Source organism: Streptomyces sp. NPDC094147, from assembly GCF_044764265.1.
GTDB lineage: Bacteria > Actinomycetota > Actinomycetes > Streptomycetales > Streptomycetaceae > Streptomyces.
Window position 1 is genome coordinate 225,316 of record NZ_JBIWHT010000011.1, and the last position, 11,424, is coordinate 236,739.

At 69.7% G+C, this 11,424-nt stretch carries 12 protein-coding genes; 6 read left to right on the top strand and 6 right to left on the bottom strand.

Features of this window, described 5'->3' with window-relative positions; all coding sequences use genetic code 11:
• Positions 1–29: 29 nt before the first annotated feature.
• The 3 genes from ACIQ8J_RS19280 to ACIQ8J_RS19290 all read right to left on the bottom strand — a co-directional run bounded on the left by ACIQ8J_RS19280 (position 30) and on the right by ACIQ8J_RS19290 (position 2,129).
• Positions 30–845: an ABC transporter permease subunit gene (locus ACIQ8J_RS19280; protein ID WP_403273069.1), complete on the bottom strand. Its 816-nt coding sequence runs from the start codon at positions 843–845 to the stop codon at positions 30–32.
• Positions 842–1,786 carry an ATP-binding cassette domain-containing protein gene (locus ACIQ8J_RS19285; protein ID WP_403273067.1) on the bottom strand — a complete coding sequence of 315 codons (945 nt, stop codon included), beginning with the start codon at positions 1,784–1,786 and terminating at the stop codon, positions 842–844. The genes ACIQ8J_RS19280 and ACIQ8J_RS19285 overlap by 4 nt, the downstream gene beginning before the upstream one ends.
• Before the next feature lie 193 nt (positions 1,787–1,979).
• Complete coding sequence (locus tag ACIQ8J_RS19290) at positions 1,980–2,129, bottom strand: hypothetical protein (RefSeq protein ID WP_403273066.1); 150 nt, start codon at positions 2,127–2,129, stop codon at positions 1,980–1,982.
• 23 nt (positions 2,130–2,152) lie between these two features.
• Between ACIQ8J_RS19290 and argG the strand changes: the two genes are divergently transcribed.
• Entirely contained in the window at positions 2,153–3,607 is a 1,455-nt protein-coding gene (argG, locus tag ACIQ8J_RS19295; RefSeq protein WP_403273065.1) for an argininosuccinate synthase, read from the top strand.
• A 206-nt stretch (positions 3,608–3,813) separates the two neighbouring features.
• A complete protein-coding gene (gene thpR / locus ACIQ8J_RS19300) occupies positions 3,814–4,422 on the top strand; it encodes an RNA 2',3'-cyclic phosphodiesterase (RefSeq protein ID WP_403273063.1) in 609 nt (202 codons plus the stop codon).
• A 369-nt stretch (positions 4,423–4,791) separates the two neighbouring features.
• Here the strand turns inward: thpR and ACIQ8J_RS19305 are convergent, their stop codons facing one another.
• On the bottom strand, positions 4,792–5,022 hold the full coding sequence (locus ACIQ8J_RS19305) for a hypothetical protein (RefSeq protein ID WP_403273061.1): 231 nt from the start codon (positions 5,020–5,022) through the stop codon (positions 4,792–4,794).
• Between the two features lie 125 nt (positions 5,023–5,147).
• On the opposite strand from ACIQ8J_RS19305, the gene ACIQ8J_RS19310 reads away from it, so the two are divergent.
• Positions 5,148–5,747: a TetR family transcriptional regulator gene (locus ACIQ8J_RS19310; protein WP_403273060.1), complete on the top strand. Its 600-nt coding sequence runs from the start codon at positions 5,148–5,150 to the stop codon at positions 5,745–5,747.
• 6 nt (positions 5,748–5,753) lie between these two features.
• Here the strand turns inward: ACIQ8J_RS19310 and ACIQ8J_RS19315 are convergent, their stop codons facing one another.
• The gene (locus ACIQ8J_RS19315; protein WP_403273059.1) at positions 5,754–6,227 is read right to left on the bottom strand and encodes a sec-independent translocase; all 474 of its coding nucleotides are present in this window, start codon (positions 6,225–6,227) and stop codon (positions 5,754–5,756) included.
• 290 nt (positions 6,228–6,517) lie between these two features.
• Here ACIQ8J_RS19315 and ACIQ8J_RS19320 point away from each other — a divergent pair, with 290 nt between their 5' ends.
• The 3 genes from ACIQ8J_RS19320 (at position 6,518) to ACIQ8J_RS19330 (ending at position 10,095) form a co-directional block, all read left to right on the top strand.
• Positions 6,518–7,873: an FtsW/RodA/SpoVE family cell cycle protein gene (locus ACIQ8J_RS19320; protein WP_403273281.1), complete on the top strand. Its 1,356-nt coding sequence runs from the start codon at positions 6,518–6,520 to the stop codon at positions 7,871–7,873.
• A 313-nt stretch (positions 7,874–8,186) separates the two neighbouring features.
• Complete coding sequence (locus tag ACIQ8J_RS19325; RefSeq protein WP_403273058.1) at positions 8,187–8,540, top strand: hypothetical protein; 354 nt, start codon at positions 8,187–8,189, stop codon at positions 8,538–8,540.
• The gene (locus ACIQ8J_RS19330) at positions 8,533–10,095 is read left to right on the top strand and encodes an LCP family protein (protein ID WP_403607881.1); all 1,563 of its coding nucleotides are present in this window, start codon (positions 8,533–8,535) and stop codon (positions 10,093–10,095) included. Before ACIQ8J_RS19325 ends, ACIQ8J_RS19330 begins: the two co-directional genes overlap by 8 nt.
• 93 nt (positions 10,096–10,188) lie before the next feature.
• Here ACIQ8J_RS19330 and ACIQ8J_RS19335 read toward each other — a convergent pair.
• On the bottom strand, positions 10,189–11,424 hold a 1,236-nt coding region (locus ACIQ8J_RS19335; protein WP_403607883.1), incomplete at its 5' end, for a hypothetical protein.

Genomic DNA, 11,424 nt, shown 5'->3' on the forward strand with positions numbered 1-11,424 from the left:
GTGACCGGAGCCGGTCGCCGCCGGCCTCATCAGGCGTCCCGCCGCTTGAGCGCCACTCCCGCCCCGGCCAGCGCGACCAGCGCGTACAGGCAGAAGAATGCGAATCCGGTCCATGGGGCCAGCGTATGCGGGGCCTGATGGATGTGGAGCAGCCCCTGTCCCGCGGTGCTCGGCAGGTACGGATTGATGTGCTGGAACCACGAGGACGGCAGGGCCTCCGCGAGCACCGGCAGGACGAGCAGCACACCGAAGACGGTGGCGATGCCGCCCGCCGTATTGCGGATCAGGGCGCCGAACGCCACCCCGAGCAGGCCGACCACCGTCAGGTAGAGCCCGGCGCCGAGGACCGCCTGCAGCACTCCGGGGGCGCTCAGCGAGGTCCCCAGGTGGTGCCCGGACATCGCGGCCTGGCCGATCAGGAACGCCACCAGCGCGGCGACCGTCATCAGCGCCCACGCCACCACCCCGTACACCAGGGCCTTGGCCCACAGGACGGGCAGGCGGCGGGGCACGGCGGACAGCGAGGCGCGGATCATGCCGGTCGCGTACTCACCGCTGACCACGAGGACACCGAGCACGCCGACGGCGAGCTGGGCCAGGTAGAAGCCGCGCAGGCTGACCAGGGTCGGATCGAAGTTGGCCTTCTCGTCGGCGGGCAGATGCGCCCAGCGGTCGGCCGTGAAGTAGCTGAACAGCAGGCCGAGGCCGATCATCGCGAGGACGGCGGCGAGCAGCGTGAAGAGCGTGGAGCGCAGCGAACGCAGCTTGATCCACTCGGAGTGGATCACCCGGACCTGGGTCACCTCGCCGCGCGCCGCCGCCGGGATGATGGATGCCGTCGTCATGCCGCACTTCCTTCGCTGCCCGCGGCGACCAGTTCGGGCGCCGGAGCCTGGTACTCCACTGCGTCCCTGGTCAGCTCCATGAACGCCTCTTCGAGCGAGGCCTGCTGCGGGGTGAGCTCGGCAAGCGCGATGGCGTGGTCGGCCGCGATCCGGCCGATCCGGTCACTGCTGAGACCGCTCACTTCGAGGACCCCCGGCTCCTGCGAGCCGACCGTGACATCGGGGCCCGCGAGCAGGCCGCGCAACTTCTCCGCCTCGTCGGTGCGTACCCGCACCAGGTCGCCCGCGGCCTGGGCCGTGAACTCCGCCACCGAGGTGTCGGCGATCAGCCGGCCGCGTCCGATCACGATCAAGTGCTCGGCGGTCAGCGCCATTTCGGACATCAGGTGCGAGGACACCAGGACCGTACGGCCCTCGGCGGCGAGCCCCTTGAGCAGATTGCGTATCCACAGGATGCCCTCGGGGTCGAGGCCGTTGACCGGCTCGTCGAGGATCACCGTCGCCGGATCGCCCAGCAGCGCGCTGGCGATGCCGAGCCGCTGGCCCATGCCGAGGGAGAAGCCGCCCACCCGCTTCTTCGCCACCGCGCGCAGGCCGACCAGGTCGATCACCTCGTCCACCCGGCCGGCCGGGATGCCGGTGGTGGCGGCGAGGGCCAGCAGGTGGTTGTACGCGCTGCGCCCGGTGTGGATCGCCCGTGCCTCCAGCATCGCCCCCACCTCGTGCAGCGGCGCCCGGTGCTCGGCGTAGCTCTTGCCGTTCACGACCGCGCGTCCCGAGGTGGGTGCGTCGAGGCCGAGGAGCATCCGCATCGTGGTGGACTTGCCCGCGCCGTTCGGCCCGAGGAATCCGGTGACGATGCCGGGGCGGACCGTGAAGCTGAGGTCCGCGACGGCGGTGCGCTCGCCGTAGCGTTTGGTGAGGGAATGGGCTTCGATCATGGAAAGTCCTAGCGGAAAAGGGCATCGGGGGTCCGAAGCGGACACTGCCCACGCTAGGTCCGGCCCCCGGCCGGGACGACGCCCCACGGACCGACATTGCGGCGCCGTCCGTGCACCCCGGGATTGAACGCACCTACACCCGGCGATGTACGCGCCCGGCCCCGACCCGGTATCCCGGCCGCCTGACGCCCTGTCAGCCTCGGGACGCCGGCTTGAGGGCGGTCGCCAGGCCGTTGGCCCAGAGGCTGTCCACCTGGGCGCGCTCAGTGGTGTCGGGGTAGGCGTTGGTGCAGGACCGCGGCTGCCGGGGCCGGGCGGCCCAGCCATCCGCTTGCATGCCCATGCAGGAGCATGCATACTCTTCCCATGTCAAAGGTCCTCACCTCCCTGCCCACCGGCGAGCGCGTCGGCATCGCCTTCTCGGGCGGCCTCGACACCTCGGTCGCGGTCGCGTGGATGCGCGACAAGGGCGCCGTCCCGTGCACCTACACCGCCGACATCGGCCAGTACGACGAGCCCGACATCGCCTCGGTGCCCGGCCGCGCCAAGACCTACGGTGCCGAGATCGCGCGCCTGGTCGACTGCCGCGCGGCGCTGGTCGAGGAGGGCCTGGCCGCGCTCACCTGCGGGGCGTTCCACATCCGCTCGGGCGGGCGTGCCTACTTCAACACCACGCCGCTCGGCCGGGCCGTCACGGGCACCCTCCTGGTCCGGGCGATGCTCGACGACAACGTCCAGATCTGGGGCGACGGCTCGACCTTCAAGGGCAACGACATCGAGCGGTTCTACCGCTACGGCCTGCTCGCCAACCCTCACCTGCGGATCTACAAGCCGTGGCTGGACGCGGACTTCGTGACCGAGCTCGGCGGCCGCAAGGAAATGTCGGAGTGGCTGCTCGCCCACGGCCTGCCCTACCGCGACAGCACGGAGAAGGCGTACTCCACCGACGCCAACATCTGGGGCGCCACCCACGAGGCCAAGACCCTGGAGCACCTCGACACCGGGGTGGAGACCGTGGAGCCGATCATGGGCGTGCGGTTCTGGGACCCCTCCGTCGAGATCGCCACCGAGGACGTGACGATCGGCTTCGACCAGGGCCGGCCGGTGACGATCAACGGCAAGGAGTTCGCCTCCCCCGTCGACCTGGTCATGGAGGCGAACGCCGTCGGCGGCCGCCACGGCATGGGCATGTCGGACCAGATCGAGAACCGGATCATCGAGGCCAAGAGCCGCGGCATCTACGAAGCGCCCGGCATGGCCCTGCTGCACGCGGCGTACGAGCGCCTGGTCAACGCGATCCACAACGAGGACACCCTCGCCCAGTACCACAACGAGGGACGGCGCCTCGGCCGGCTGATGTACGAGGGCCGCTGGCTGGACCCGCAGGCTCTGATGGTGCGCGAGTCGCTGCAGCGCTGGGTCGGCGCGGCCGTCACCGGCGAGGTCACCCTGCGGCTGCGTCGCGGCGAGGACTACTCGATCGTCGACACCACGGGCCCGGCATTCAGCTACCACCCGGACAAGCTGTCCATGGAACGTACCGAGGACTCCGCGTTCGGACCGGTGGACCGGATCGGCCAGCTCACCATGCGCAACCTCGACATCGCCGACTCGCGCGCCAAGCTGGAGCAGTACGCGGGCCTCGGCCTGATCGGCACCGGCAGCCCCGGCATCGGCGCCGCGCAAGCGGCCGCCACCGGTCTGATCGGCACCATGACGGAGATGCCCGAGGGCGGCGCCGAGGCCATCGCGTCGCGCGGCGAGGTCTCCGGTGACGACGAGATGCTGGACCGCGCCGCGATGGAGTTCGGCACGGACTGACCAGCCCCGTCGAGTCGGCGGCTCGACACCACCGAGGGAATGCACCACCGGGAAGGCCGGCTCGACGCCCCATGGCGACGAGCCGGCCTTCCCCGTTGCCCGGGGCCGGGCGGAGGGCCGGGTTTGCCGCATTGCATAGTGGCGGCGTACGCCCCCGTACGAAGCAGGCGATTGCTGAACCACCCGGATACGGCACGGAGTCCTTTGTGAACGACCACATTCAGTCCGCGACCGTGCGTGCGTTCATCGCCCTCGCCCCGCCCGACGACGCCAAGGAGGAACTGGCGCGGGAGCTGCGCCCCGCCTACGACGCGCACCCGCGCATGCGGTGGAACCGCATCGAGGACTGGCACATCACCCTGGCGTTCCTCGGAGAGCTTCCGGTCGCGACCATCGCACTCCTGCGCCCGCCGCTCGCGGACCTCGCGGCCGCCCGCGGACCCCTCGAACTGGCGCTGCGCGGTGGCGGGCACTTCGACGAGCGGGTGCTGTGGAGCGGGATCGACGGGGACCTCGAAGGACTGCACGGGCTCGCCGCAGAGGTGCGTGCCATCGCCAAAGAGTGCGGTATCGCCTTTGAGGACCGGCCGCTGCGCCCCCATCTGACGCTGGCCCGCACCCGCCGGGGCACCCACTCCGCCGCGGTGGAAACCGCCGCCGGGCTCGCCGGATTCGTCGGCCGCCGATGGTGGGCCGAGCGCCTGCACCTGGTCGTCAGCAACTTCGGCCGCGGTCCGCAACCGATCCGCTACCGCGACATCGCAGCCTGGCGCTTCAGCGGCGGAAGTCGCGACCTGGAACCGCTGGAGACCTGACGTAGTCGGTGAAGCAGGGACGTCATGGGACTGCTGATCGTCAACCCACGGCAGGAGTACGCACCGCCCCCGTTCATCGAGCCCCCGGCCCGGGGTACCTCTGGTCCGTCACGGAGACGGGACTGGACAACTCCACTCTCCTCGCACCCATCGGTGCGGCCGACTACGTGTTCATCAACCACGCACGGTGGGACATGAGCCTGCCGGGGTTCGCGCTCTGGCAGTTCAGCAAGAGCTCGTTCCGCAGCTACGTACCGGCCGGGACGCCCCACGGAGCGGCCCGCGACCTGATATCCCCCACCGGGTCAGGGGACAGAGCCCGGCGCCCTCCCTCCGCGCCGCGGGTGGCGGGGTCGCCGTCTCGCGAGGTCAGCGCCGGGCGAGGGCCGCGTTGGCCTTCATCAGGGCCGGGATCAGCAGGTAGGCGGCGACCGGGACGACAATCGCCGTGAGGATCAACGTGCGTACCAGCAGCGGCAGTTGGGCTGTGGCCGGGCCGATCAGAGCGAGGACGACGGTGACCGTCGGATAGATCGCCAGCCAGGTGATCAGCGCACGGCGATGCGTGGACGGAACGGCTGCGGGATGGTTCGCGGACATGCGTGTCTCCTGGGCAGGCGGGGTGTGATGCGCTGGAGCCTTGATCTCCAACCAATGGGTTGGAGTTTCACATACGCAGGCACCGATATCCAACCCGATGGTTGGAGATGGGATAGAGTCGTCCCATGGCCTGGGACACCGCGCGAACCAAACAGCTCCTGCTCGACGCCGCCGTCGAGGAATTCGCCGAGCACGGCCCCGAGGGCGCCCGCGTCGCCCGCGTCGCACAGCGCGCCGGCATCAACAAGGAGCGCATCTACCAGTACTTCGGCGGCAAGGAAAAGCTGTTCGCCGCCGTCCTGGAATCCGAGCTGAAGAAGATCGCCGCAGCCGTGCCGCTGACCGGCGAACAGGCAGCCGACCTCGGCGACTATGCGGGCCGCGTCTTCGACTACCACCGCGCCCACCCGCACTTCGTACGCCTGCTGGCCTGGGAGGGCCTGCTGTGCCAGGACCGCATCGCCGCCGAGTGCGAGCGCACCGACCACTACGCCGAGAAGGTCGCCGCCGTGGCCGAGGCCCAGAAGAACGGATCCCTGACCGACACCGTCGGCCCGGCCGAGCTGGTGCACGCCGTGATCGCGCTCTCCGCCTCCTGGTACACCCTCCCCCAGCTCGCCCGCATACTCATGCCGGCTGCCGCACAGAAGGATCCCGAAGCCCAGCGCGAGGCCCTGGTCTCGACAGTGCGCCGGCTGAGCTCCCGAGCCGCCTCCGGCGCGTGAAGCCCTCTAGGTGGCGTCAGGGTCGAAGACGGAGTGGCTGGGGGCGGCCGCCTCCGCGCCCTTGGTGAAGGAGACGGCGCCCGGCTGGTTCGCGTGATGCTCGGCGCTCGGCTGCGCGACGGACCCGGCCGGACCCGCCCCGGCGCCGTGCGCAGCATCGCGGACCACCCCGGAGACCTCTTCCAGCTCCGGGCGCAGGTCGAGGGCGCTGCGGATCTTGTCCAGGCCGAGGTCGTCGGCGCCGTCCAGGACGTGCTTGCGTACGAAGGTCTTCGGGTGGAGGTCCTCGAACTCGAAGTCCTTGAATTCCGGGCCGAGTTCGGAGCGGAGGTCCTGCTTGGCGCTGTCGGCGAAGGCCCGCACCTTGCGCAGCACACCGGTCGCGTTGCGGATGAACTCGGGCAGTTTGTCCGGCCCGAAGACGAAGATCGCGACGATGGCGATGGCGAGCAGCTTCATCGGGCTCAGTTCCGTGAACATCCGCTCGCTCCTTGATCCGGTTCCGGGGGCAGGGCATGCCTCCTGGCCCCCGCGCTCTCACATTTTAGGGGTTGCGCAAGTATGGCAACCATCGGGGCCACCCGGACCTCGATCGACCGAAGATGTCTGCTCCACGCCGACGCGCTTACTATGTTGCGCAATCATGCAAGTGAAGCAAGGGGGCGAGCGGCTTGCGTACCGCTGTCGCGCATCTGCGGGGAAATAGAGGGCCTGTGGCGAACAGTCGTCTGGTGGCGGGGACCAAGAGCTGGACAACTCACCGGCGGAACATGGAACTGGCGATGGTCTCGTTCGCCGTCCTCATCTCGGTGTTCGGTCACGCGTCGGTCGGCCTGGCCATGAATGGCTCCCTGCCCTCCGGGATCTGGGGGTACGGCGGAGGCCTGGGCGCTCTCGCGCTCACCGCGCACATGGCGGTGCGGCGCTTCGCGCGCTACGCCGATCCGCTGATCCTTCCCGCGGCGGTGATGCTGAGCGGCCTGGGGCTGGTGATCATCGACCGGCTCGACGCCTCGTACAAGCTTCACTACCACGCGACGGCGTCGGCACCCGGGCAGGTGATGTGGACGGCCATCGGCGTCGGCGTACTGATCGCGATCGTCGTGGCGGTCGAGCATCACCGCCTCCTTCAGCGCTACACCTACGTGTGCATGGCGCTGGCGCTGCTCCTGCTGATGGCACCCGCGTTCTTCCCCGGGGACACCTACGGCGCCAAGCGCTGGATCTACCTGGGTCCGGTGTCGTTCCAGCCCGGCGAGTTCGTGAAGATCATCATCGTGGTCTTCTTCGCGGGGTACCTGACCGCCAACCGGGACGCCCTCGCCCTGGTGGGGCGCAAAGTCTGGGGCGTCAGCCTGCCTCGCGGCCGCAATGCCGGCCCGGTCATCGCCGTGTGGATGCTCAGCCTGCTGGTGCTGGTCTTCGAACGCGACCTGGGCACCTCGCTGATCTTCTTCGGGGTCTTCGTCCTCATGCTGTACACCGCCACCGAGCGCACCAGCTGGGTCATCTTCGGTGTGGTGATGGCAGCCGTGGGCGCGTTCATCGTGGGATCCCTGGAACCCCACGTCCACGGCCGCGTGGTGGCCTGGCTGCACCCCTTCGACATCTACCTGCCGCCCGCACAGCGCCCCGCGGGACTGATCTCCGATCAGGCCGCACAGGCCTTGTTCAGCTTCGGCAACGGCGGTCTCACCGGAACCGGACTCGGGCAGGGACAGCCCTGGCTGATCGGCTTCGCGGGACGCAGCGACTTCATCCTCACCACCATCGGCGAGGAACTCGGTGCCGTCGGCGTGATGCTCGTCCTCATGCTGTACGTCCTGCTCATAGAACGCGGCCTGCGCACCGCGCTCGCGGCCACCGATCCGTTCGGCAAACTCCTCGCCACCGGCCTGGCCACGACCATCGCGCTCCAGGTCTTCGTCGTCGCCGGCGGCGTGACCGGCCTGATCCCGCTGACCGGCAAGGCCCTGCCCTTCCTCGCCCAGGGCGGCTCGTCATCGGTCGCCAACTGGATACTCGTGGCCCTGCTGATCAAAGTGAGCGACGGTGCCGGACGCGCCGCCACCCAGCCGGAAGGAAACGCCACCATCCTCACGCCGGCGGTCGGCACGGCGCCGTAACCACCCGAACGCTTCCATGTGGCCTTCCCCATAGACACTTGCATACTTGCGCCATCCTGCAACTAATAGAGCTCACGACCCGTCGCATTTGAGACAGAGCACGGGCGAACGGGCCAGGGCAGGTACCGGCCGACCAGCCGGACGGACGGGTGAAAGCGAGCGCATGCAAGAACAGCGGGCACAAGCAGCAGGCGGCCAACGACGAGGGCGCGGCCAGAACGCCGGGCAGCGGCACCAGGAGGCACCGTTGCCCCGTGCGGTACGGCGCGCTCCCTCGGCGGCCGGGCAGCGACCCCGGCCCGGTGCGTTGGCCATGGCTCTGGTGGTGCCGCCCCTCCTGGGTGCGTGCGAGGACGCTGTCTTCGCGAACGGCCCCGGCTGGGGGCTGACGGCCGGAGCAGCCGTAGGAGCGGTGATCTCGACCATCCTCTCCGCCCGGCGCGGTGCGTTGTGGTGGATGGTGCCCCTGCCGGTACTCGTGGTGGCCGCGATCACCGCCGGTGCCGGAATGCTCTCGGGCTCCGGCGGCAAGCCCCTCACCACGGAGCTGCTGCGGTGGGCCGTGGCCGGGTTCCCGGCGATGGCGGCCGCCGAGTGCGCGGTATTGGCCGTGCTGGCGGTACACGGTCTCCAGTCCCTGCGTGCCAGGAGGCGCCACGATGCCTGACAACCCGCTCTCCCGCCCGCAGAACCGGCGCCGCCGCGGCAGGCCGTCGGCAGGCGCACCGGCCAACGGCCGCACCCGCCGCCCCTGGTGGGTCGTTGCGCTGCGCACCATGGTGTGGGTGACCTCGGCCGTCGTGCTCGTCGCCTGTGGCGTGACGTGGTTCGCGTACCGGTCTCTGACGAACGGCCTCACCACGTCGGACGCGTTGGACGCGGTGAAGAAGAACGCGCCCAAGCATCTGGACAGTTCGGTGAACCTGCTGCTCATCGGCCTGGACTCGCGCAAGGACATGAACGGCAACGACCTGCCCAAGGAGTTCGTCCAGGACCAGCTGCACGCCGGGTCCAGCGAGATCGGCTACTACAACACCAACACCCTGATCCTCATGCACATCCCGGCGGACGGCGGCAAGGTCAGCGCCTTCTCCATCCCCCGCGACGACTACGTCGAGACCCTCAACGGCGACGGCTCCTCCCAGGGCGAGCACAAGATAAAGGAGGCGTACGCCAACGCCTACACCGGCGCCAGCGAACGCCTCTCCAAGCAGGGCATCAAAGGCCCCAACCTGGAGGCCAAGAGCCGCGAAGCCGGACGCGAGGCCACCCTGGCCACCGTCCAGCAGTTCACCGGCGTACCCATCGACCACTTCGCCGAAGTCAACCTGCTCGGCTTCTACGACATCGCCAAAGTCCTTGAGCCCATCACCGTCTGCCTCAAACACCCCGTCAAGGACCGCTACTCCGGCGCCGACTTCCCCGCCGGACAACAGAAGGTCGACGCCAAACAGGCCCTCGCCTTCGTCCGCCAGCGCCACGGCCTCGACAACGGCGACCTCGACCGCACCCGCCGCCAGCAGGCCTTCATCTCCAGCATCACCCACCAGCTCAAGAACGAAGGCATCTTCGGCGACCTCGGCAAACTGCAGGGACTGTTCGGCGTCGTGAAGAAGGACCTCGTCCTCGACAGCGCCTGGCAGGTACTGGACTTCGCCCAGCAGGCACCCAACCTCACCGGCGGCAACGTCGAGTTCCACACCCTGCCCATCACCGGATTCGCCACCCGCAAGGGCGAGTCGGTCAACCTCGTCAACGCCGAGAAGATCAAGGCAATCGTCCAGCAGACCTTCGCCCCCAGCCCCGCGTCATCCGACGCATCCGGCGACTCCAAACCCGGCACGAAAGCCGCCCCCGCCACCGTCGACATCCGCAACGGCAACGGAACCGACGGCCTCGCCGACACCGAACTCAAAGCCCTGACCGCACTCGGCTACACCGCCGGCCAGACCGGCAACGCACCCTCCCAGGCCCACACCACCGTCGCCTACGGAGCAGGCGCACAACAGGCCGCGACCCAGATCGCCGACCGCCTCAAGTCGGGTGCAGCCACCGCGAGTTCCACCATCCCGGCCGGACACGTCCGCATCACCCTGGGCCACGACTACACACCGCCGGGCAACACATCACCGTCCACCGGCCCGAGCGCCCCCGCCCCCTCTGCGGACAGCGGGGACAGCGGATCTACGGTCAAGGCCGGGGGAATCCCCTGCGTCAACTGACCCGATGCCCGGACCGCGCGCACCGCGCGACACCGTAGAACACGTCTGGCCCCGGCGTTGAAGCCGGGGCCAGATCGCGGGGAGGGGTGACGGCTACCAGTCGCTGCCGCCGAAGTCGCCTCCCGAGTCGCCGCCACCGAAACTGCCCGAGAAGTCGGACGGGTTGAAGTCGGAACCGCTGAACTCGCCGCCGCCGGGCAGGCTTTCGGAACCGGCGAAGCCCGGCTCGGCGAACGCCTCCGGTGCACTGATCAGGCCGCCGAGCATGGTGCCCACGAGCAGACCGCCGAGGATGCCACCGGCACCGCCGAAGTAGCCACCCGCCCAAGGGCCGTATGCCGGACCGGCGTTCCAGTACGGCTGCGGGCCCTGATCGGTGTGGACCATCCGGGCCTCGGGGTCCTGGCCGGCATTGACGCGTGCCACATCAGCAGCGCAGGCCGGAACGGGACGCGGGACGCCCCCGGCCGGGGCCCACTGAACGTCGACGACCGACGGTCCGTGGCGGGGATCGAAGAAGCACGGCACCCGGCGCTCGGGCAGCGGCGCGCGATTGCGGCGGGCCGCCAGGGTGGCCAGCGCGAAACGGCCGTCGGCCAGCGTCTCGGTCACCGGCTGCACGTCCCGCGGCACACGGGCCGCGGCCATCTGCTCCTTCGCCTTGTCATAGGCGTCGAGGGCATACTCGTAGTCCTTGCGCATCTCATCGGTGGCGCCGGACTCCGACGGCGTGAAGGCCAGCCGGTCGAGTTCCTCGCCGTACGCGGTGATGTCCTCGTCCACCACGGTGCGCAGGGCGTCCAGTTCGGCGCGCTCGCGCTCCGCGCGCTTCTTCCTCGATCGCCTCAGCAGGGCGTATCCGGCGCCGCCGCCCACCACCAGCACCCCGCCGACGGCGAGCCACGCGGCGGTCGCCGAGCCGCCCCCGCCCGAGCCCGACCAGGAGCCCGGCGCCTTCCCCCTGGCCTGCTGGAGGGCCTGGTCGACGAAGCTGTTCAGCTCGGAGGTGGCATCGTGGGCGCCGGACCGCTTGACCGCGCCCGTCAGGTTGGCGACGGCGTTCTTGGACATCACCCGGGCGTCAGCACCGGCGTTGAAGCCCTCGCCCAGCCGGATCGCGTACAGCCCGGTGATACCAGTGAGGGACCGTACATCCTGAAGGACGCTGCCGGGGGGAAACTCGGCGCTCTGCGGCAGGACGGCCACGAAGACCGGCTTGCCGGCATCCTTGATCTTCTTCGCGAGCGCCTCGGCATCCGGCTTGGACAACTGGCTCTCAGCCCGCGGATCGACGTACACAGGACTCTTCTTCAGCGCATCGGCCACCGC

Coding starts and splice junctions, on each gene's coding strand:
- ACIQ8J_RS19280 (WP_403273069.1), bottom strand. CDS start 845: ATGACGACGGCATCCATCATCCCGGCGGCGGCGCGCGGCGAGGTGACC.
- ACIQ8J_RS19285 (WP_403273067.1), bottom strand. CDS start 1,786: ATGATCGAAGCCCATTCCCTCACCAAACGCTACGGCGAGCGCACCGCC.
- ACIQ8J_RS19290 (WP_403273066.1), bottom strand. CDS start 2,129: ATGGGCATGCAAGCGGATGGCTGGGCCGCCCGGCCCCGGCAGCCGCGG.
- argG (WP_403273065.1), top strand. CDS start 2,153: ATGTCAAAGGTCCTCACCTCCCTGCCCACCGGCGAGCGCGTCGGCATC.
- ACIQ8J_RS19305 (WP_403273061.1), bottom strand. CDS start 5,022: ATGTCCGCGAACCATCCCGCAGCCGTTCCGTCCACGCATCGCCGTGCG.
- ACIQ8J_RS19310 (WP_403273060.1), top strand. CDS start 5,148: ATGGCCTGGGACACCGCGCGAACCAAACAGCTCCTGCTCGACGCCGCC.
- ACIQ8J_RS19315 (WP_403273059.1), bottom strand. CDS start 6,227: ATGTTCACGGAACTGAGCCCGATGAAGCTGCTCGCCATCGCCATCGTC.
- ACIQ8J_RS19320 (WP_403273281.1), top strand. CDS start 6,518: ATGGAACTGGCGATGGTCTCGTTCGCCGTCCTCATCTCGGTGTTCGGT.
- ACIQ8J_RS19325 (WP_403273058.1), top strand. CDS start 8,187: ATGGCTCTGGTGGTGCCGCCCCTCCTGGGTGCGTGCGAGGACGCTGTC.
- ACIQ8J_RS19330 (WP_403607881.1), top strand. CDS start 8,533: ATGCCTGACAACCCGCTCTCCCGCCCGCAGAACCGGCGCCGCCGCGGC.